This window comes from Methylobacterium mesophilicum SR1.6/6 (assembly GCF_000364445.2).
Taxonomy (GTDB): domain Bacteria; phylum Pseudomonadota; class Alphaproteobacteria; order Rhizobiales; family Beijerinckiaceae; genus Methylobacterium; species Methylobacterium mesophilicum_A.
On the sequence record NZ_CP043538.1, the window covers coordinates 1,685,147 to 1,706,327 of the forward strand.

Here is a 21,181-nt window from a genome sequence, read left to right on the forward strand (position 1 = left end):
GGGCGCCGCGGGTCAGGGCCGCACGGCCGGCGTCTCGATGGGCAGCGGCGTGGCCCGGGTCGCGAGGTAGAGTTCGAGCGCGATGTATTCCGGCGCGCCATACGCGAAGGGCTCGGCACGCATTCCGGTGAGGCAGTTGCGCAGGCGCCGCTGTAATGAGCCGAGACCCTGCCATTCGAGGCGGTAGAGCGGGTAGCCGGTCGGTTGTCCCTGCGGTATCACCGCCGCGCCAAGGCGGCGCCCCCAATGGTCGTCGTGGCAGACCGCGCAGGACAGGCCGAGCTGACCCTGACGCGCCTCGAAGAGCAAGCGGCCCTCCGCCCGTGCGGGATCGAGCCGGGCATCGTCCGGTGGGGTCATCGGCAGCCCGCGGGACTGCGCGGCGATGAAGGCTGTGAGTGCCAGCAGGTCGGGGCTCTCGTAGGCGAGAGGCTCTACGCCCTGATGCTGCCACCGGCAGGTGTTGACCCGGGTCTGGAGGTCGACGGGTTCTTGGGTTTGAGCGTCCCAGGCGGGATAGCGTGTCGCGACGCCCCGCATCGTGGACGAGGCCTCGCCGTGGCAGCCGGCGCAGGCGGGCCGGCCGGAGGGAGGCGCCTTCGTCCAGAGATCTTCCCCGTCCGCAACGGCGAGCATGCCGGGATTGGCCCCGTCGTCCCGCTGCATCGCCTGAATCTCAGGGCTCATCTGGTCGAAGCCGGAGCGCCGCTCGGCGCGCGGGATCGGCTCCGCCCCAGCAAGCACGCCAGAGAGGAGCAGCCCCACGAGAACCGTTGGCAGCAGGGACTCCAGGCGGCACGGCACGGCCGAGCTCAGGCTACGGTGATCGCCGCGGACTCGGTCTGCTCGAAGCCGCCATCGCCGCGCCACGTGAAGCTGAAGCGGCCGCTGCGCGTCACGACCCAGCTGAAGGTCAGGTAAGGGTTGGCCGCCGAAGCGGGAAACAGCTCGGCCCGGAAGATCTCCTCGTCCTCGAAGCGGCAGACAAAGTCCGTCACAATGTTGCGCGGCAGGATCCGGCCATCAGCCCCGGGGCGGAAGCCCGTTTCCATCGGGTGAGAGATCAGGGTCTTGATCGTGATCGTGTCGCCGGGCTTGGCGGTCTTCGGCAGGTTGATCAGCGTCCGGGCCATCGAGGTCAGCCCTCTAGGCAGGCGGCGAGGGTCACGATGGCATCCGCGCTCGCCGACCAGTAGGTTCCGTCGCTCATCTCGGCGATGGCGGTGATGCGCTGCGTGTCGGCGAGCCGGATGCGTGTCGAGACCTGGGCGCGGCCGGCACCCGGCCGCAGATGGACCGTGATGACGTTCGGCTGCGGGTTCCTCTCGTTGAACACCCCGATCCGGCGCACGTGATCCTCGGGCGTCATCGCGCTCTCGACAGCGACGGTGAGCGGCACCGTGTTGCCGTTCTCCACGAGCGGCGGTAGGTCGAGGGTCACCCGGCCCGGACGGATCGGGTTGTCACCCGCGAAGCGCCGGATGGCGGACTCGGTCGTTTCGGTGCGCGGCAGCGTCGCCGCGGCGGCGGGGCGCAGCGCGACGGCGAGCGCGGTGCCGGCCGCCCCGGCGAGCACGCCGCGCCGGTCGATCGAACGCGCGCTCCGTCCCCTGTACTTGCTCATCGGCTTTCCTCGGGCCCAGCCTCGCGCAACGTCACCAAAAAGGCGACGACATCCTCGATCTCGGCCGCGTTCAGGATTGGGCGCCCCTGCCACGCCCGCCCCACGCGGGTGAGCTCCGCGAGGCTATAATAGGATGGCATGATCGTCTTCGGGTTCAATGCCCGTCCGTCCACCAGCCGCAGGCGCAGCTGCCCCGAAGTCAGCCGCGCGCCGACGCCACGCAGATCCGGGGCGAGGTTGCCCTGGAACCGCTCCTCCGGGAAAGGCCCGGCATGGCAGAGAAGGCAGAGCCCGCGAGTCCGGTCCACGACGATGGCCCGGCCGCGCGCAGCATCGCCCGTCACGCCGGTCAGGCTCTCAGGGATGGCGTCGCCGACGACCGAGGTGGGAACCTGGCCCTCCCCGGCCTGCGCCGGCGGCGCGGCGAGCGCCAGCACGAGCATGAGGGCTCCGCGGCCCTGCCTCATCCGAACACGTCCCGAGTGATCGTCCGATACCAGCTCTCGCCATAGGCTGCCTCTTGCGCGCGCACCGCGTCGGGCGCGTCGAGGGGGCTGATACCGCCGGCTCCCGGAACGTCCGCGAGGAGCCCGTCGGTCGGGCGGAAGACGCCTGCGATCGAGATGCCGTTGCCCGGTGCGACAAGGCTCCAGCAGGTGTTGATGAGCTTCGGGCTCTCGGGCTCCCGTCCGGCCAGCAGATCGATCACCGCCTGCGCGCAGACCTTGGCTTGCGCGTTCGCCGAGAAGGCAGATTTCGGCATCGCCCCGGCAATCGCCGCGTCACCGATGACATGGACGCCCGGTACGAGGCGCGATTCAAAGGTCACGGGATTGATCGGGCACCAGCCGCTGCGGTCGGCGCAGCCGGCCTGCGCCGCGATCTGGCCGGCACGCTGGGGCGGAATGATGCAGGCCACATCGGCCTTGTACTCGGCGAAGTCCGTACGCACGACCATCGCGGCGGAGTCGACTTCCGTGACCGCACCGCCCGCGGCGAGTGGCACGTATTCGAGCACGTCCGGGTACAGCTTTGCCCAGGCCGCCTCGAACAGCCTCTGCTTGGAAAACGTGTCCTTGGCGTCGAGCAGGACGAGCTTCGCCTTCGGCTTCTGGGTTTTCAAGAAATGGGCGATCAGGCTCGCGCGCTCATAGGGGCCGGGCGGGCAGCGATACGGGTTCGCGGGCGCCGAGATGACCACCGTGCCGCCCTCCGGCATGGCCTCGAGCTGCCGGGCGAGGAGCACCGTCTGCTTCCCGGCCTTCCAGGCATGGGGCATCGCCTCGGCGGCCTTCGCGTCGTAGCCCGGCACCGCGTCGAAGCGGAGTTCAATGCCCGGCGAGAGGATCAGACGGTCGTAGGGTAGTGCGGTGCCATCATTGAGGGCCACCCGGCGCGTCGCCGGGTCGACTGCATCCGCCGTCCCCCGCAAGAAGCGCAGCCCAGCCCGTCCGAGGGCCTCGTAGCCGAAGGTCTGGGCCTCGATGCCGCGCAGGCCCACGACGACCGCGTTGCTGCCCGTGCAGGCGACATAGCGCTCGGCCACCTCGATCAGGGTCACGTCGACGCCGCCCGCGGCCAGGCAGCGCGCCGCCGTGGCGCCCCCGAACCCGGCGCCCACGACCACGACGCGCGGAGATGTGCCACCGAGCGCCGGGCGCGCCAGCGCGGTGGCCGCGGCTCCACCAATCAGAGCGCGGCGGGTCGCGGAAGGAGGAGCGCGCATCACCGCGGTCCCTGCCCTGCGAACCAAGCGGCGATGGCCTGGCTCTCCCGCGCGTCGAACCCCCTGGCGATGCGGTTCATGATCGTCGCCGGGCGCGCGCCGGTTCGGAAGGCATCGAGCGCGCCGACGATCTCGGCTTCCGGCCGCCCCGCGAGCACGCCCATGGCGGAGCCCTCGGCGTGACAGCCGGTGCAGGACGCGGCGCCGGGCGGCGGCCGCACCCCGGCGGCACCCGCGCCCGTTCCCCCGGCGAGGGCGGCAAGGAGCGCGAGCGCCGGCATGATCGCCCTCATGCCCGGCGCAGATCCGTGTCCTTCAGCGGAAGCTGGCGGACGCGCTTGCCGGTCGCGGCGAAGATCGCGTTGAGCACGGCCGGCGCGGCGACCGCGATCGTCGGCTCGCCGACACCGCCCCAGAAGCCGCCGGACGGCATCAGGATGGCCTCGACCGCCGGCATCGCGTCCATCCGCATCACGGGATAGCTGTCGAAGTTCGTCTGCTCGATGCGCCCGTCCTTCACCGTGCAGGCGCCGTACAGCGCGGCTGAGAGACCGTACACGAAGGAGCCCGCGACCTGCGCGTCGATCTGCTGTGGGTTGACCGCGTGGCCGGGATCGGTGGCCGCCACGATACGGTGGATCTTCAGCTCGCCCTGGTCGGAGACCGAGACCTCGGCCGCGCCCGCCACGTAGCTGCCGAACCCCATCGTCTGGCAGATGCCGCGGTAGATGCCCTCGGGCGGCTTGTTGGCCCACCCGATCCGCTCGGCCACCGCCTGCAGCACGGCCCGGTGCTTCGGTTGGTTGTCCATCAGCTTCAGCCGGAAGGCCAGCGGGTCCTGCCCGGCGGCGTGGGCCAGCTCGTCCATGAAGCATTCGATATAGATGGCGTTCGGGTTCAGGTTCACGCCCCGCCAGAAGCCCGGCAGGATGTGCGGGTTGCGCATCGCGTGGTCGATCAGGATGTTGGGGATAGTGTAGCCGATCGCCGCCTCCGGTCCTCCGGGGTTGAGCCCTTGGAAGGTGACCGGGTCGCGACCCTCGACCATGCGTTGTGGCGCGATGGCGGCCAGGATCGACTGGCCCGAGATGCGCATGTGCAGGCCGGTCAGGTTGCCGTCCCCGTCGAGGGCGGCGCGCATCCGGCACTGCGTGACCGGGTGGTACCGGCCGTGCGTCATGTCCTCCTCGCGGGTCCAGATCAGCTTGACCGGCGTGCCCGGCATCTCCTTCGCGATGAGCACCACCTGCCGCACCCAATCGTGCGTGGCGCCGCGCCGGCCGAAGCCGCCGCCGAGATGGATCTTGTAGACCTCGCAGGACGTGGCCGGCAGCCCGGCGGCGTCGGCCGTGGCCGCCAGCGCAGCTTCGCCGTTCTGCGTCGGGGTCCAGACCTCGCAGCGCTCCGCCGTCCAGAGCGCGGTCGCGTTCATCGGCTCCATCGTAGCGTGGTTCTGGAACGGCACGCCGTAAACGGCCTCGACCACTCTGGCAGCGCCCGTCAGCGCGCCGACCACGTCACCGGCCTTGTTGCCGACGAAGGCCTGCTCGGCGTCGAGCCCCTCGCGCAGGGTGGCCGCAATGGTCTCGCTGGATACGCTCGCGTTCGGGCCCTCGTCCCAGACGATCGGCAGGGCATCGAGGGCAGTCTTGGCGCGCCAGAACGTGTCGGCCACCACCGCGACCGCGCTGTCGCCGACCTGGACGACGCGTTTCACGCCGGGCATGCCCGACACCGCCGCGGCGTCGAAGCTCTTCACGCTGCCGCCGGTGACCGGACAGTCGCGGATTGCGGCGTTGAGCAGGCCGGGTAGCTTGAGATCGATCCCGTAGACCTGGCTGCCATCGAGCTTGGGCAGGGTGTCGAGCCGCTTCAGCGGCTTGCCGGCGATGGTCCAGTCCTTCGGATCCTTAAGCACCACGTCCTTCGGCGGCTCGAGCTTGGACGCCTCTGCGGCGACAGCGCCGTAGGTGGTGCTGCGGCCGGACGGACCGTGCGTGATGACGCCCCGCGCGACGCGGCATTCGGCGGGCGGCACGCCCCACCCCTTCGCGGCGGCGGCGATCAGCATGGTGCGGGCGGCGGCCCCGCCCTTGCGCACGTACTCGTGGGAATCGCGCACGCCCCGGCTGCCGCCGGTCGAGTAGTCGCCCCAGACGCGTTTGCGGGCGAGGTTCTGACCCGGGCTCGGATACTCGGTGGTGACCCTGGCCCAGTCGCAGTCGAGTTCCTCGGCGACGAGCTGCGCGAGGCCGGTGAGCGTGCCCTGGCCCATCTCCGAACGGGCGATCCGGATCACCACGGTCTCGTCCGGCTTCACCACGACCCAGGCGTTCACCTCCGGCGCGGCGGGCGCCGCGTCGAGGGTCGCCGCGCGTGTGGGGAACGGGATGTGGAAGCCGAGGGTGAACAGACCGGCGCCGGCGAGCAGCGTGCGGCGGCTGGGGCGGGCAGCCTGCGGGGAGGCCTTGGATCCGAGATTCATCTGCTCCTCCCCCGTCAGCCGGATTGGCCGCGCTCGGCGGCAATCTTGATGCCCGCGAGCACGCGGTTATAGGTGCCGCAGCGGCAGATGTTGGTGATCTCCTGGCGGATCTGCTCCTCACTTGGACGCGGGTTCTGCGCCAGCAGTGCCGCCGAGGCCATGATCATCCCGGGCTGGCAGAAGCCGCATTGCGGCACGTCGAGCGCGGCCCAGGCTTGCTGGATCGGATGGCCGGCATCCGGGGCAAGCCCCTCGATCGTGACGATCTTCTGACCTGGCTCAAGCGCTGAGAGCGGCATGGAACAGGAGCGGACGGCCGCCCCGTCAATATGCACGGTGCAAGCGCCGCATTGGGCGATGCCGCACCCGTACTTGGTGCCGGTCAACCCGATCTGCTCGCGGATGACCCAGAGGAGCGGCGTGTCGGGCTCGGCATCAATCTCACGCACGACGCCGTTGACGTTCAGTCGTGCCATATGACCCTCTCCCGAACCAGCATTATGTATCCAGTATCCCTAAAATGAGGAAGCCCTCAAGGGAGGGCTTGAGCGACCATCGGCAGCCTTCATCCGGCGCTCAGACATGCCGACCACCGCGACCCAAACGTTCCGGGGCTCTCGATGCAAGAGGCGCGGCCACCACTGCCAACGCATTGACTTCTGCTCCCTTGCCGAGGCCGCCGGCCAATCGTGCGGCTCCAGGAAGGCGGCTCGGCCAATCGCAGGACGTGCTGGACCTCATGCAGATTCCAGCCGCCTTCAGCTGGATCGGAATTGAGCACCAAGCCGCGCCCGCTGGTCTGAAGCTGTACTCCGAACGGATAGCCGCAGACCCTCCCGGCCGCCTGCCTCCGCACGACGAGTCCGATGATGCTTCGCGCACATCTGAAGCCCATCCTCCAACGTGAGACGACGTCCGCTTCCGGGGTACGGGCGTTGATCGCCGAATGGCCGGGATGGGCGCAAAGCGGAACGGCCGGTGCTGCACACGCCGTAGCTTCGGCATGCGGAAAGCAGACGGTTTGTCTCAGGAGAGAGAGACGATTACCAGTCGCCGCCGCAGGCTGATCCGATGGGGCTGATGAGTGAACATCAGCCGTGCCGGTGCGCGGCTGATCGCAGCATAAAGCCTTGGATTGCCTGAAGGTCGAAGTTGAAACCGTTTGCCTTTGCCCGCCGCTTCGGGCTTCAAACCGTGCCGACGTCGAGCACGGATTTTCCGATCGCGACCCGGTCGACGAGTTGCTGCAAGGGCGTGTGCGCTTCGGCGATGGGAAAGACGGCTGCAGGTATGGCAGCAAGTTTGCCACTGGCGATCATCGCGAATACCGCCTCAACACGGCTGTTAAATTCGCCCGGCGTGGTGATGAAGTCGGCCAGACGGGGGCGGATGAAGCTGATCGAGCCGGCGTCCATCAATGCTGAAACATCCAGCGATGGGACTGCACCGGAGTTGGTCCCAACCAGCACGAGCGTGCCGCGCCGCTTGAGGCAACGAATAGAGCGCTCGATCGTGTCGCGGCCGGCGGAGTCGAAGACGATGGCCGCGCCGCCGCCTGTCACGTCGCGGATCCGCTCGACGAAGTCGGGGTCATCAGGGCTTAGCACGGCCTCGGCGCCATTCCGGCGCGCGATATCGGCCTTCTCCTCGCTCGAAGCCGTCGCGACGACGCGGATGCCGACACGCCGCAACATCTGCGTGAGGAGTTGTGCGATGCCGCCCGCACCCGACCAGACGAGGGCCCAATCCGCTGCGCGTAGGACGGCGAGATCATGGGCGAGATAGTGGGCGGTGATGCCCTGGAAGGTCACGGCAGCAGCAGTCTCGGTATCGATCGTGTCGGGAAGACGTGCGAGCTTCGCGGCCGGCACGGCGGTCCACTCGGCATGCGCCCCCCACTGAAGGCAGAAGGATACCCGATCGCCAACGCTGATCGTGTCCACGCCTTCTCCGAGCGCTGCGACATGTCCCGCTCCTTCCATTCCAATCGTCAGGGGCACCTTGAGCGGGTAGGTGCGTGACGCCCTGTAAGCACCACGAACTGTGTAGACGTCCATGAAGTTGACGCCGGAATGCTTCATCCGGACCAAGACCTCGCCCGGCTCGGGACGAGGCACAGCAGCTTCCTCAAGATTAATCTGCGAGAGGTCGCCCCACTCCTGAACTCGCAGCGCCCGCATCGTCGCGGGCCGACCCGGTGTGCTCGTCTCTCTCATTCCGCATGTCTCCGAGCGCAGCAATGCCGGCAGTGCTAACGCTTAATTCTCGGGCATCAATGAGATTAATTAAAGCTCACTTTTGAATAGATTGATCAAAAATGCGTCTGCTTAATTGTTCATAGATCAGCATCATGTCCTGTAGCGCGTGTCGAGAGCATCGAACTCCGGCTTGCGAACAACTGTCTGCCGTTCGTCGAACGTGGCGATCCTGTGAGAGACGGCGTCGAGTGAACCGTCGCGTGCCAAGGCCTCGAGTACCTCGCGAGCACCCCTGAGGGCGGCCTGAAGCGTGGCGTTGGCGTAGAGGACGAGGCTGAACCCAGCCTCGCGCAATTGCGCCTGCGGAACGGCGGGGGTCAGGCCTCCAAAGACTATATTTACAATATGTGGCGCGTCGATCGCCCGCGGGATCTGCAAGAGCTCGGTCTCGTGCGTCGGTGCTTCGAGGAAGATCACGTCTGCGCCCGCCTCGGCGAAGGCCGCGGCGCGGTCGAGAGCCGCCTGGAAACCCAGAGTGGCGTAAGCGTCCGTCCGGGCGATGATCTGGAGGTCGCCGTCCCGCCGCGTATCGAGCGCAGCGCGCAGCTTCTGGAGCATCTCCGGCAAGGGAATGACGTCCTTGCCTGAAAAGTGGCCGCACTTCTTGGGGAAGACCTGATCCTCGATCTGGATCCCGGCCGCGCCCGCCCGCTCAAGGAGCCGGATCGTACGGGTCATATTGACCGGATTGCCGAAGCCCGTGTCTGCATCGACGACGATCGGAATGTTCACCACCTCGGCCACAGCCGACAGCGTGGTACAGACCTCTGTGAGCGTCGTCAGCCCGACATCCGGGATGCCGAAGTTCATGTTGGCGATCCCAGCGCCGCTCAGATACACGGCTTCGAACCCGAGATCTTCGATCAGGCGCGCGAAGAGCGCGTTCGGAGCGCCGGCCAGGAGCGTGGCGTCCCGCCGCGAGACGATCCGTTTGAGGCGTGTCGTCGCCCGTGCGTCATCGGTGCTGAGGGACGTGGCGGTGTGATTATCGAATGTCACGGCATGCCCCTCCGGCTTTGCGCTGAAACGCATCGCCCGCCAAGCCGAGATCGACTTCAGCGGGCGTTCTCCCGGACACCACCAACGGGAACGGGGCTCGGCGTTTCGTGCCCAATCGGACTTCAAGGCCGCGCTAGCCAAAATCTGTAAACAGTTTTCAGATGGCTCGCAAGGCGGTAACTCGTCCTTGCGCTGCGCTGGGCGCGGTGCGCAGATGGATTGTGCCATCGCCGCGACGCGGTCCTCGGGCGGCTACCGCCGGGCGATGCGAGGGGACACGACGACGTTGAGCCGGATTCAAGCCATCGCCCAGACCTCTCTGGTCAACGAGACGCTCGGCAAGCTCGTGGAGGCGATTGCCTCTGGCGAGTTTATCCCCGGCCAGAAGCTGTCCGAGGCGTCGCTGGCCCGTCAACTCGGCATCAGCCGCGGCCCCTTGCGCGAGGCGCTCCAGCGCTTGGAGGGCAAAGTGGTCATGCGTACGCCGCGGCGCGGCGTGCGCGTCATCGACTTCAGCCGGCCCGTGCTCGAACAGATCTTCTACGTGCGCGAGGCCCTGGAGGGGATGGCGGCCCGTCTAGCCGCGGAGAATTCCAGCACCGGCGAGATCGAGGCGCTCACCGAGCTCCTAAGCGGTCACGCGGTCCGGCCAGAACTCGAGGCGGGCGAGGCCTACCTGCAGCGCTCGGACGACGAGGATTTCCACCTCGCGATTGCGCGCGCGGCCAAGTGCGAGCGCCTCCAGGCGCTCCTCCTGGACGAGGTCTACTTCCAGCTCCGGCTCTACCGGGCGCGGTCCAGCATGCGCCCGGGGCGCGCGCGCGCCGCGCTTGAGGAACACCGCAGCATCGTCGCCGCGCTCGAGGCGCACGACCCGTCCGCCGCCGAACGCGAGATGCGCCGACACATCCGCAACGCCCGACTGAGCGCGTTGGCAGGGCTGCCGACACAGTGAGAGTCATCTCCCACGCCTGACGGTAAACTGTTGACAGTTTACCGTCAGGCGTGGGAGGGTGCGGACCGAAGGCCCAGAGAGGTCCGGATTGATGGGCACGGCGTCGATCAGCGGTGAGGCCCGGCAGGCTTAGCGTGCCCGCTGGCTAGGGTTCGCGCGGTCGTCCCGCCCGAGGGAGACGTCCATGCTCACGCGAAGATCTGCCGTCACCGGAGGTGCCGCCGCCCTCGGCCTAGTTCCCGCGCGCCTAAAGGCGCAGGCCCCCGCGGCGCCGATCCGGATCGGGGTGCTGGAGGACATGTCGGGCGTGTTCTCGGATCTCGGCGGACCGAGCACCGTCGTCGCCGCGCAGATGGCGGTCGAGGATTTCGGCGGAAGCGTGCTGGGCCGGAAGATCGAGATCCTCGGCGGCGACCACCAGAACAAGCCGGACATCGGCGTCTCGATCGCCCGTGAGTGGTACGACGTACAGCAAGTGAGCCTGATCACCGGCCTTACGAACAGCGCGGTCGCACTCGGTGTGCAGAAGCTCACCGCGGACAAGGGCCGGATCAACATCGTCCAGAACGCGGCCACCGACGCATTGATCGAGGGGAGCTGCTCGCCCAACGGTATCGTCTGGAACTGGATCGCCCGGTCCATCGTCAAGTCGACGGTCGAGCAGACCATCCGATCCGGCGGTCGCAGTTGGTACTTCATCGTGTCGGACTACGCCGGCGGCCGCGTCATGGAGGACGAGGCGGCCCCGGTCATTAAGGCGGCGGGCGGAGCGGTGATCGGCGTTACCCGACCGCCGGTCGGGCAGCCGGACTTTGCCTCCTACCTCCTCTCCGCACAGTCCTCGGGTGCGCAGATCCTCGGCGTCGTGACCTACGGGCAGGATTTCGCCAACCTGCTCAAGCAGGCGGTCGAGTTCGGTGTCACGCCGGGCATGCGGCTCATCGCGCCCTTCGTCTTCCACTCGGACCTGCGAGCCGTCGGGCCGACGGCAGTCCAGGGCATGATCGTCGCCGCGCCCTTCTACTGGGACCTGAATCCCGAGACGCGGGCTTGGTCGGCGCGCTTCCGTCAGCGGACCAAGCGCGCCCCGGACGTGGGCCACGCGGGTACCTACAACGCCGTGACCCACTACCTGAAGTCTGTGAGGGCAGCCGGGACCGTCGAGACGGAGCCCGCGCTCGCCGCAATGCGCGCCACCGCGATCGACGACATGTCGACCAAGAGCGGCCGCATCCGCCGGGACGGCATGGTCGAGCGGGAGATCTTCCTGTTCGAGGGCAAGCGTCCAGGCGAGTCCAAGGACCCCTGGGACCTGCTGCGGCAGATCGGGACCGTACCCAGGGCAGAGGCCTTCCCGATCCCGGCGGATCCGAAGTGTGCTCTCCTCAGGAGTTGATGCGGCAGGAGCGAGACCGATGACCCAGTGTTCCCTCCCGGCGGTCTTCATGCGCGGCGGCACGAGCAAAGCGCTCATGTTGCACGCGCGCGACCTGCCCGCCGACCGGGAGGCCTGGACGCCGCTCCTTTGTCGGGCGATGGGATCGCCAGACTCCTATGGGCGGCAGCTCGACGGTATGGGCGGCGGCGTATCCTCGCTGTCGAAGGTCTGCGTGATCGCGCCGGCCGCGCGGCCGGACTTCGACGTCGACTACACCTTCGTCCAGGTGGCGATCCACGAGGCGCGGATCGATCTCGCCGGCAACTGCGGCAACATGAGTTCGGCGGTCGGGCCGTTCGCGATCGACGAGGGGCTGGTGAGGCCCCGGCCCGGCGACGCCGCGACTGTCCGGATCTTCAACACCAACACGCGGAAGGCGATCCACGCGACCTTCCCGCTGATCGGCGGGCGTGCCCGCGAGAAGGGGGAGCTGGCGATCCCCGGCGTCGCGGGCACCGGCGCCGCGATCCGCCTCGACTTCCTCGATCCCGGCGGCGCGACGACGGGGCGCTTGTTGCCAAGCGGCCGGACTCGCGACGTGCTGGAGGTGCCGGGCCACGGCTCGATCGAGGCCTCGCTCGTAGACGCGGCCAACGCGACGGTTTTCGTGCGCGCGGCCGATCTCGGGCTGACCGGGCGCGAGCGCCCTGACGAGGTGGACGCCCGGCCCGACCTGCTGATCCGCCTCGAAGCCATTCGGGCGGCTGGATCGGTCGCGATGGGCATCGCTCCCGACCTCGCGGCCGCCCACGCGGTGCGGATGGTGCCGTTCATCTGTTTCGTGAGTCCTCCGGACGACGGGGAGGAAGGCGATCTGGTGATACGCGCCATCTCGAACGGGCAGGCCCACCGCGCCCTGCCGCTCACCGTCTCGCTCTGCACCGCGGCCGCCGCCCAGATCGACGGCACCGTCGTCGCGGCATGCCGCCGGGCCGCTTCCCCCCGGGACCGCTGCGCCTTGCGATGCCCGCGGGCTTCCTGGCCGTCGACGCGGCGGTGACACGGGACGGCGGCTGGGCAGTCCGACACGGCTCCTTCTACCGGACAGCCCGCCGATTGTTCGAAGGGCGCGTCTTCGTGGGGCCGGCGTAGCCAGCCGTCCGGCCCCGACGTGAACTGCAGCCAGACCACAGTCCATCAGGAAGACTCATGACGCGGTACAAGCTCTTCATCGACGGCCGATGGATCGAGGAGGAAGGACAGGAACACTTCCCAGCCGTGAATCCCTACACGCGGGAGGAATGGGCGAAGATACCTCAGGCAAGCGACCGGCAGGTCGCCGACGCGACCGCGTCGGCCCGGCGGGCCTTCGAAGGGGCCTGGTCGAAGACCTCGGGGGCCGAGCGTGCGCGCCTGATGCACAGGCTCGCCGACCTCATGGCGAACGACGCGGATCGCATGAGCCGGATGGAGAGCACCGACAACGGCAAGGTGGTCCGCGAAACCCGCAGCCAGATGTTGTTCGCTGCGCGACAATACCGCTTCTTCGCCGGCTACGCCGACAAGATGTGGGGCAAGACGATCCCGCTCGATCAACGCGATACGCTAGACTACACCGTCCGCGAGCCGATCGGCGTCGCGGTGCTCATCACGGCCTGGAACTCGCCGATGGGCTTGTTGTCCAACAAGCTCGCTCCGGCACTCGCGGCCGGCTGCTGCGTCGTCGTCAAGCCGTCCGAGCACGCCTCCGCGACCACCCTGGAGTTCGCCCGCTTCGTCGAGGAGGCTGGCTTCCCGCCGGGCGTCTTCAACGTGGTCACGGGCGACGCCCGGGTCGGCAAGGCGCTGCTCGCGAGCGGTCCCATCGACCGGGTGAGCTTTACCGGCAGCCCGGCCGTTGGCCGGGAGATCGCCGCCGTCGCCGGCCGCGCGCTCGTGCCAGCAACGCTGGAGCTCGGCGGCAAGTCTCCGAACATCATCTTCGAGGACGCCGACCTGAAGCGGGCGGTCGTGGGGGCGCTGGCCGGCATCTTCGCCGCCACCGGCCAGACCTGCATCGCGGGCTCGCGGCTTCTCGTGCAGCGCGGGGTCTACGACCACGTGGTGGCTGCGCTCGTCGAACGCGCCGGCCGCATCCGACTCGGCGACCCCTGTGACCCTGCCACCGAGATGGGCACCGCGGCCAACGAGCCGCAGTTCCAGCGCATCCTCGGCTCGATTGATCGGGCGCGGACGGAGGGCGCACGCCTCGCCGCGGGGGGCAACGCGGCCCGGGGGGCTCATCTCGGGCGCGGCTTCTTCGTGGAGCCGACGATCTTTCGCGACGTCTCGAACGACATGAGCATCGCCCAGGAAGAGGTGTTCGGGCCTGTACTCTCGATCATCCCCTTCGACAGCGAGGAAGAGGTGATCGATATCGCCAACGCCACGCGCTACGGCCTCGCGGCCGGCGTCTGGACCGAGAACGTATCGCGCGCGCTGCGGGTCTCCCGCGCGATCCGAGCCGGCACGGTGTGGGTCAACACCTACCGGGCCGTGGCCGTGCAGGCGCCGTTTGGCGGCTTCAAGGAGAGCGGGTTCGGCCGCGAGCGCGGCGAAGTCGCCCTCGACGAGTTCACCAACACCCGCAACGTCATGATCGATTTCTCCGGAGAGGAGCGCGACCCGTTCGCGATCAAGGCATGAAGGACCACCAGTACGACGTCGTCGTGGTCGGCTGCGGGGTGGCTGGCCTCTCCGCCGCGGTGTCGGCCGCTGAGACCGGGCGGCGCGTCGCGGTTCTGGAGCGGTCACCGATCGAGGAGCGGGGCGGCAACACCCGCTGGACCGAAGCCTACATGCGCATGAAGAACGAGAACGAGGTCTCCGATGACTTCGAGGAGCACTTCATGCAGAACGCCGGGTCTCATCTCGACCCGTCGCTCGTCGCCGAGACCGGGCGGCCGTATCCGGAATGGTCACCGATCGTGAAGGCGCTCTCCTTCACCGATCCGGAAATCGTCAGCACGCTGGCGACCGAGGCGGGGCCTACGCTCGCGTGGCTGCGCGAGGCGGGCGTCACCTTCTCGGACATGGCGAGCTATCTCATCACCTCTTCGACCACTCGGATCTGCCCCGTGGGCGGTGGCTTGGCGCTGATCGAGGCGCTGGCCTCTGCCGCTGAGCGCCGCGGGGTCGACTTTTACTATCAGACGAGCGCGCGCGCCCTCGTGCGCGGCCCGGACGGGGCCGTCGCCGGGATCGAGGCCAGGAACCCCGACGGCGCGCACCGCTTCCACGGCAAGGTCGTGCTCGCCTGCGGCGGCTTCGAAGGCAACGCGGAGATGCAGGTGCGCTACTACGGCGCTCAGGCCCGCTACATCCGGCCGGTGGCACGCGGCGGCTACTACAACCGGGGCGAGGGCATTCGGATGGGGCTCGACGCCGGCGCAGCCCCCTGCGGCGATTTCAGCGAGTACCACGCCGAGCCGATCGACCCGCGCTCGGGCCAGTCCGAGCCGATCGTCTTCGTGTTCCCCTACGGCATCCTCGTCGATGGTGCAGGCCGGCGCTTCGTGGACGAGGCGTCCCACACGGTGGACGCGATCTACGAGAACATCGCGCGGATGATCGCCCGGCTGCCCGGCGGGACGGCCTATGTGGTCTGTGATGCCCGGCTCGACGACGTACCGAACTGGCAGCGCACTGTACGCAGCGACCAGAAGCCGTACACGGCCGACACGATCGAGGATCTCGCTCGCCAGATCGGTGTTCCCCCCGCAGCGCTCGCCGCCACGGTGGCCGCGTACAACGCGGCGACGCGACCCGGGCAGTACCGTCCCCTCGAACTCGATGGTCTATCGACCGAGGGACTCACACCGCCCAAATCAAACTGGGCTCTTCCCATCGACCTGGGGCCTTATCGGGCTTGGCCAATCAGCTCGGCGAATTGTTTTACCTTCGGTGGCCTGCGCTGCAACACCAACGCGCAGGTTGTGGATCACGATGGCGAGCCGATCGACAACCTCTACGCCGCTGGGGAAACCATGGGTCTCTACTACGGTCGCTATACCGGCGCGACCTCGGTGCTGCGCGGTGCCGTGTTCGGCCGCATCGCCGGACGCCACGCAGCCCAGGCAAATCATGGCGGCTGACTGGCGCCAAGAACGCATAGTATCACTGGCTGCACATCATAAGCGTCGTGCAAATCAGACTTGAAATTTAAGATTTCGCGTCGTGAGATCTGGTTTATGCTGCCCTGCGAGCGCTTGATGTCAAGCAAGAGGGCGGAACGATAGGGGTAAGCGTGCGCCAAAGTTTCAAAATTTATGCTTGCGAACTCTGTTACATAGCGTCGAGCATGATTTTAGCCGAGAGACGAGGCGGAAGTCATTCGTCGGATCATGTCAGCATACGGAGACAGACGGAATCGCGGCAAACGACCACGATAGGTGCAATGCTGTGGGTTCGCTTCCGAGCTCGGAGCCAATGTTCGGGCATGGCGGGTCCGAAACCTAGCTGACCGGACGGCGCTTTGACGCACGGCGGTGCGTGTCGCGCGCGTGTCTCACCGGCTACATCGCATCCAACCCCTTTCTACCTGCGCCAGGACAACAGGCCGACTGTCCCAATTCGTCGGCACTCCACACAGCTCGTCGAACAGGCGTCGCTTGTCTGTCCGCGTCGAATATCCTGCGCCAGCGCGCACCTCTAGCCCGCTCGCTGTTCATCCCTCCCCTGGGCGCGGGAACCCCGTTCCGGCCGGACCTTCGCGGCTGCCACGAGGCCCTCCGACCATGGACGTCACCATCCCCCTGCCGCAGCTCGCTGATACCAGCGACCTTCATGACACGCGCAGCATCCCAACGGAACGCGCCCGCACCGCCCTCGACCCCTCAGGCCTCGGAGCACCGCCATCCCTCTTGCCCGTCATCCCTGAGACCACGCGCCGCCGGCACCATGTGTTCGTCCCCGCTGACCACCGCTTTAAGGCCGCCGCCCGCTTCCTCCAGGCGCTCTGGCGCGAAGACCGCGACTTCCCGATCGGCACGCACATCGACCGGGCCAACCCGCACAGAGTCCGCCGCCTCGGCTCGCGCATCTCGATCGCCGCCGGGCGCTCTGGAGCCAACTTCATGACCCCCGAAATCGCCGCGGTGGCTGCCAGGGCGCTGGCCTACCGCGAGCCAGGCGCCGCCTACGACATCAGCCGCCTGCGCACCAACCTGCTGTCCTCGCAGCCGCTCGCCTTCAATCTGTTCGGCCCACTTGCAGCCGACCCTACACTCGCCGCCCGGTTCATCGCCGAACTCGTGCCCACCGCGCAGCTTGCCACGGTCACCGCTATCCTGTTCAAACACAGCCCTGGCCGTGGCTATCCACAGTTCACCGCCGACCGCACCGCGTTCGACGTCGTCATCCGCGGCACCACGGCAACCGGCCGACGGGTGCTGGTCTGCATCGAGGTGAAGTACAGTGAGGCGGGACATGACGCGGCCCCACCGCCCCATCCGCGTCACGCCGAGATAGCGCGCAAGACGCAAGGTCTGTTCGTGAATCCGGATGACCCCGCACTGACTGGCCCAGCCTGCCAGCAGCTCTACCGCCAGCACTGCCTCGCGAGCGCGATGCTCGTCACCGGCCTCGCCGACACGGCAACACTGGCCTTCATCGCCCCCGCGCACAATCGACCCGCACACACAGCGGCCGAGATTTACCGCGGTCACCTCGCGGACTCGGCCGCTGGCCAGATCCCGTTCGTGCCCACGACGCTGGAGCACGCCTTCGCCGCACTGGCGACGGCCGGCCTCCCAGAGCACGCCCGAGCGCTTCATCGCCGCTACACCGACTGGTGGCTCCTCGACGGCGAACTCGAACTCGCGATGCTGGCCGCAAAGGCAGACGTTCTGCCGGACATCGCATCAATGGCGTCCACGTCGCGCACCGCCTTCATCACAAACCCGATCTCGAGCAGACGATCGCAGCGTGCCCGTCCCAGGGCGCACGCACGCTCTGCCGCCTAACGCAGCTCGCGACGATTGATACGACGGAGCCAGGGCCGGCGGCAGCCCCCATGCCGCCGGCCCTGGTCGATCCGGTGCTCCTCCAAGATCTTGGAGGCGTCCATGACACCGCCGCACCCACGACCCATCATCCCGCGGTTCTGCCCGGTTCGCGTCCGGCGCATGTCTTTGAAAACAGAACACTCTTGAGCTCGCAATTCTATGAACAAACGAGCTAAACCGGGGCCGGCGAGCTCCAGCTCGCCCCGGGCGCGACAGCCGCCCTCGATCGAGTTGTCTCTCGACGGTCTGCCTGTCACTGCGTCGGCTCGCAGCTACTTGATCGTAGGGCCCCGGAACAGATCGATGGATGTGAACCGATCGAGACGGTCAAGCGCCGCTGCTCCACCCTCTGCATGGCTCGGAGCTGGTGGACCGGATGCCCCGCATCGCATGACGATGCGGAGCTGCCGATCAGGGGGCCGCGGGTGCTACGTCCTCGCCGCCCGCGGCGAGCTGTGCCGACACGCCGAGCGCCGAATGCGTGAGGACCATCCGGGCGGCCCGCTCCGCAGCGTCCTGCTGTCCGGCATCGAGCGCCCGCAGCACCGCTGTCCAGTCCTGAAGGGATTCGATCCGTCGGTGCTCCTCGACGAAGGACAGCGCGCGCGATCGCACGATGTGCCACGAGCCCAGACTGGCGAGCTGCTCGTAGATCTCGATCAGGTATCGGTTGCCGCTGGCGCGCAGCAGGAGATGTTGCGCGGCGATCGAGAGCTCCGCGAACCGAAACGGATCGGCGTCCCTGTGCGTGTGACTGTGCATCTGATTCACGATGCGGCCGAGATCGCGCACCACGTCCGTACGGTTTGCGCCTGCGCACTGCGCGGCCGCGACGCCGAGTAGCGCGCCGCGGACCTCGAACAGCTGCAGCACGTCCTGGGTGATCGGTGTTGCCACGCGCGCCCCGAAGCGCGGGATGCGCTCGACGAAGCGGCTCTTCTCCAAGAGGATCAGCGCCTCGCGCACGGTCGCGCGGCTGACCGCGTGCTCCTGCGCCAGACTCAGCTCCTTCAGGCGGACGCCGGGTGGGAGGCGGCCGGCCAGGATCGCATCCTGCAGGCGCTCGGCCAGCTGAGCCGGCAGGGAGCGGGCGGTCAGGCCGATCGGCGCGTCCGCCATGGCGCTGGTGTCGGCGTCGCCGTTGGATCTCATGGTCGCGATGTTAGCGCAGTCGACACGGTTTTGCTCTCACAGGACCGGCACCAAAACTCCTTGTCAGACAATCGACACCCGACTAGCATGCCTAAAAGTGATTTGGGAGGATGCTCGATGGGCGTGAACGTCGAACCCTTGGGCTACGCGCTCGGCGCAGCCGTCACGGGCCTTGATCTGTCGCGGGACGTCGATCCGGCGGACATGGCCGCGGTGCACGCCGCCTGGTTGAAGCACCTCGTCCTCGTCTTCCCAGGGCAGAATCTGACGCCCGAGCAGCACATGCGCTTCTCGCGGAACTTCGGGCGGCTCGACCAGCACGCCTCGCAGCCGCGCAACTACCTCGATCCCGAGCATCCCGAATTGCTTATGATCACCAACAAGCCCATCGCCGGAAAGCCGTCGGATACCCGCAATACCGGGCGCAACTGGCACACCGACCTGACGTTCACCCTGCGGCCGGCCAAGGGCGCCCTGCTCCTGTGCCGGGAAAAGCCGCCGGTCGGCGGCGACACGATGTGGGCAAACCTCTATCTCGCCTACGAGACGCTGAGCCCGCGCATGCGGGACTTCGTCGAGGGGCTCGAGGCCGTGCACGACGCCTCGCTCATCAAGAACATCGAGCAGCGCGATCCCGAGAAGGTGGCCGAACTCAAGCGGCTGAACCCGCCGGTCGTGCATCCGGTGGTGCGCACGCACCCCGAGACGGGCCGGAAATCGCTCCTGATCGGCCAGCGCATCCGGCGCTTCGTGGGGATGAGCGACGAGGAGAGCGACGCGATCCTGCACTTCCTCAACGAGCACGCGATGGCGCCGGAATTCGTCTACCGCCACCGCTGGACGGTAGGCGATCTCGTCCTCTGGGACAACCGGTGCACCCAGCACATCGCCCTGCCGGATTTCGATCAGAGCCAGTATCGGCACATGGTCCGCTGCTCGCTCGAGGGGGAAGAGGTCGGGCGCCTGTACGAGGTGGCGCAGAACGACAATCCGGACGCGCTGGCGCGCGCCGTGGCCGCGATGGCCTGAGCCGAAACGCCGTCACCGGGAGCGGCTGAACCGCCGCGCTGCTGGTGGCCCACCGCGACCGAAGGTGAGGCGCTCATGGCGACGGGTTCCGCGAAATCGTTCTATCTGCAGATCATCGCCGCCGTCGTGGCGGGTGCCGCGCTGGGGCATGTCTACCCCGAGTTCGGCACGGCGCTTCAGCCCTTGGGCGACGCCTTCGTGCGCGCGATCCGCATGGTGGTCGCGCCGATCATCTTCGTCACCGTCGTGCTCGGCATCGCCAAACTGCGCGACAGCGCCGAAGTCGGGCGCATCAGCCTGAAGGCGATCGTGTACTTCGAGGTTCTGACCACGCTCGCGATGGTGATCGGCTTCGCCGTCGGCCATTTCGTGGCGCCCGGCGAGGGCATGAACATCGACCCCGCCACCTTGAGCCGCGCCAGCGTCGGGAACTACGTCGCGAAGGCCGCGACGCAGGACATGGTCGGGTTCTTCGTCAACATCATCCCGAACACGATCGTCGGCGCCTTCGCGTCCGGCGATACGCTCAGCGTGCTGCTCGTGGCCGTGCTCTGCGGGCTCGCCCTCGTCCAGCTCGGCCCGCGCAGTACCGGATTGCTGGTCCTGTTCGACGACCTCGGCGCGATGCTGTTTCGCGTCCTCGGGCTGATCATGCGGCTGGCTCCGATCGGCGTGTTCGGGGCGGTGGCCTTCGCGATCGGCCGCTACGGCATCGGCAGCCTCGCCCAGCTCGGCAAGCTCGTGCTGTGCTTCTACCTGACGCTGCTCGCCTTCATCGGCCTCGTGCTCGGGCCGATCGTCAGGCTCACCGGACTGCGGCTGTGGGCGCTCGCGCGCTACATCCGGGAGGAGATCTTCATCGCGCTCGGGACGAGCACGACCGAGCCCGTCCTGCCGCTGCTCCTCGTCAAGCTCGAACGGCTCGGGTGCAGGCGGTCGGTCGTCGGCCTGACGCTGCCGCTCGGCTACGCGTTCAACCTCGACGGCACGTCGATGTACTTCACCCTGGCGATCGCCTTCATCGCGCAGGCGCTCAACATCCCGCTGTCGTTCGGCGACTACGTCCAGATGCTGGCGGTGCTCCTCCTCGTGTCGAAGGGAGCCGCCACGGCACCCGGAGCGGGCTTCATCACGCTCGCGGCCACGCTCTCGACCGTGAGCGGCAAGATCCCGGTGGAGGGGATCGTCATCATCCTGGGCGTGGACCGGTTCATGAGCGAGGCCCGGGCGATCGGGAACCTGTTCGGCAACACGGTGGCCACGGTCTTCGTCGCGTGGTGGGAGAAGGCGCTCGACGTGGAGCAGGCGCGTCGCGTGCTGGCGCGCGACGATCGCGCGCCGGCCGCCCCGCCGGCCCTCAAGCCGGCGCAGGACGCGCTCAGGCGCTCGGCTTGAGCGCGCGCCGAGGCCATCCCGATCCCCATCTGGCGCGAGCCCGCGCGCCGTCACGGACGGCCCGGCACTCCGGGCGTGTGTCATGGTTGGGCCGGGCATGGTTCTTGGAACAGGCCGAGGGCCGGGCGCGCGCGGG

General features: G+C 68.1%; 19 protein-coding genes. 8 read left to right on the plus strand and 11 right to left on the minus strand.

The features are described from left to right. Nucleotides 1-12: 12 nt before the first annotated feature. From soxA to MMSR116_RS07930, 10 genes are all read right to left on the minus strand, one after another. Nucleotides 13-804 carry a sulfur oxidation c-type cytochrome SoxA gene (soxA, locus tag MMSR116_RS07885; RefSeq protein WP_244625621.1) on the minus strand — a complete coding sequence of 264 codons (792 nt, stop codon included), beginning with the start codon at nt 802-804 and terminating at the stop codon, nt 13-15. Nucleotides 805-812: 8 nt separating this feature from the next. After that, nucleotides 813-1,133 carry a thiosulfate oxidation carrier complex protein SoxZ gene (locus MMSR116_RS07890; RefSeq protein WP_158168575.1) on the minus strand — a complete coding sequence of 107 codons (321 nt, stop codon included), beginning with the start codon at nt 1,131-1,133 and terminating at the stop codon, nt 813-815. A 5-nt stretch (nt 1,134-1,138) separates the two neighbouring features. Then, a complete protein-coding gene (locus MMSR116_RS07895) occupies nt 1,139-1,624 on the minus strand; it encodes a SoxY-related AACIE arm protein (protein ID WP_191991880.1) in 486 nt (161 codons plus the stop codon). Beyond that, complete coding sequence (gene soxX, locus MMSR116_RS07900) at nt 1,621-2,067, minus strand: sulfur oxidation c-type cytochrome SoxX (RefSeq protein WP_191991882.1); 447 nt, start codon at nt 2,065-2,067, stop codon at nt 1,621-1,623. The genes MMSR116_RS07895 and soxX overlap by 4 nt, the downstream gene beginning before the upstream one ends. 20 nt (nt 2,068-2,087) lie before the next feature. Continuing rightward, nucleotides 2,088-3,350 (minus strand): NAD(P)/FAD-dependent oxidoreductase, encoded by a 1,263-nt coding sequence (locus tag MMSR116_RS07905; RefSeq protein WP_158168579.1) that lies wholly within the window; start codon nt 3,348-3,350, stop codon nt 2,088-2,090. Further along, nucleotides 3,350-3,643, minus strand: coding sequence for a c-type cytochrome (locus MMSR116_RS07910; protein ID WP_158168583.1), 294 nt, complete (start codon nt 3,641-3,643; stop codon nt 3,350-3,352). The genes MMSR116_RS07905 and MMSR116_RS07910 overlap by 1 nt, the downstream gene beginning before the upstream one ends. Next, nucleotides 3,640-5,835, minus strand: coding sequence for a xanthine dehydrogenase family protein molybdopterin-binding subunit (locus MMSR116_RS07915; RefSeq protein ID WP_158168585.1), 2,196 nt, complete (start codon nt 5,833-5,835; stop codon nt 3,640-3,642). Before MMSR116_RS07915 ends, MMSR116_RS07910 begins: the two co-directional genes overlap by 4 nt. Nucleotides 5,836-5,849: 14 nt before the next feature. Then, nucleotides 5,850-6,311, minus strand: a complete 462-nt coding sequence (locus tag MMSR116_RS07920) for a (2Fe-2S)-binding protein (RefSeq protein ID WP_158168587.1) — start codon at nt 6,309-6,311, stop codon at nt 5,850-5,852. Nucleotides 6,312-7,022: 711 nt separating this feature from the next. Next, nucleotides 7,023-8,051 carry a quinone oxidoreductase family protein gene (locus MMSR116_RS07925; RefSeq protein WP_158168589.1) on the minus strand — a complete coding sequence of 343 codons (1,029 nt, stop codon included), beginning with the start codon at nt 8,049-8,051 and terminating at the stop codon, nt 7,023-7,025. A gap of 132 nt (nt 8,052-8,183) precedes the next feature. Next, nucleotides 8,184-9,320, minus strand: a complete 1,137-nt coding sequence (locus tag MMSR116_RS07930) for an isocitrate lyase/PEP mutase family protein (protein ID WP_244625622.1) — start codon at nt 9,318-9,320, stop codon at nt 8,184-8,186. Between MMSR116_RS07930 and MMSR116_RS07935 the strand changes: the two genes are divergently transcribed. The 6 genes from MMSR116_RS07935 to MMSR116_RS07960 all read left to right on the plus strand — a co-directional run bounded on the left by MMSR116_RS07935 (nt 9,307) and on the right by MMSR116_RS07960 (nt 17,427). Next, nucleotides 9,307-10,047 (plus strand): GntR family transcriptional regulator, encoded by a 741-nt coding sequence (locus MMSR116_RS07935; protein WP_244625623.1) that lies wholly within the window; start codon nt 9,307-9,309, stop codon nt 10,045-10,047. The two genes, MMSR116_RS07930 and MMSR116_RS07935, sit on opposite strands and share 14 nt — an antisense overlap. A 184-nt stretch (nt 10,048-10,231) precedes the next feature. Then, nucleotides 10,232-11,443, plus strand: coding sequence for an ABC transporter substrate-binding protein (locus MMSR116_RS07940; protein WP_158168591.1), 1,212 nt, complete (start codon nt 10,232-10,234; stop codon nt 11,441-11,443). Between the two features lie 19 nt (nt 11,444-11,462). Beyond that, complete coding sequence (locus MMSR116_RS07945) at nt 11,463-12,485, plus strand: PrpF domain-containing protein (protein WP_244625624.1); 1,023 nt, start codon at nt 11,463-11,465, stop codon at nt 12,483-12,485. A gap of 149 nt (nt 12,486-12,634) precedes the next feature. Further along, on the plus strand, nt 12,635-14,110 hold the full coding sequence (locus MMSR116_RS07950) for an aldehyde dehydrogenase (protein ID WP_158168593.1): 1,476 nt from the start codon (nt 12,635-12,637) through the stop codon (nt 14,108-14,110). Then, nucleotides 14,107-15,558: an FAD-dependent tricarballylate dehydrogenase TcuA gene (gene tcuA / locus MMSR116_RS07955; protein ID WP_158168595.1), complete on the plus strand. Its 1,452-nt coding sequence runs from the start codon at nt 14,107-14,109 to the stop codon at nt 15,556-15,558. Before MMSR116_RS07950 ends, tcuA begins: the two co-directional genes overlap by 4 nt. Before the next feature lie 642 nt (nt 15,559-16,200). After that, a complete protein-coding gene (locus tag MMSR116_RS07960) occupies nt 16,201-17,427 on the plus strand; it encodes a PGN_0703 family putative restriction endonuclease (RefSeq protein WP_158168597.1) in 1,227 nt (408 codons plus the stop codon). Nucleotides 17,428-17,880: 453 nt separating this feature from the next. On the opposite strand, the gene MMSR116_RS07965 is transcribed toward MMSR116_RS07960, so the two are convergent. Continuing rightward, nucleotides 17,881-18,621, minus strand: a complete 741-nt coding sequence (locus tag MMSR116_RS07965; protein WP_158168599.1) for a GntR family transcriptional regulator — start codon at nt 18,619-18,621, stop codon at nt 17,881-17,883. Nucleotides 18,622-18,744: 123 nt separating this feature from the next. On the opposite strand from MMSR116_RS07965, the gene MMSR116_RS07970 reads away from it, so the two are divergent. After that, nucleotides 18,745-19,650: a TauD/TfdA dioxygenase family protein gene (locus tag MMSR116_RS07970; protein WP_202882066.1), complete on the plus strand. Its 906-nt coding sequence runs from the start codon at nt 18,745-18,747 to the stop codon at nt 19,648-19,650. A 75-nt stretch (nt 19,651-19,725) separates the two neighbouring features. Then, nucleotides 19,726-21,045: a C4-dicarboxylate transporter DctA gene (gene dctA, locus MMSR116_RS07975; protein WP_158168603.1), complete on the plus strand. Its 1,320-nt coding sequence runs from the start codon at nt 19,726-19,728 to the stop codon at nt 21,043-21,045. Nucleotides 21,046-21,181 lie beyond the last annotated feature (136 nt).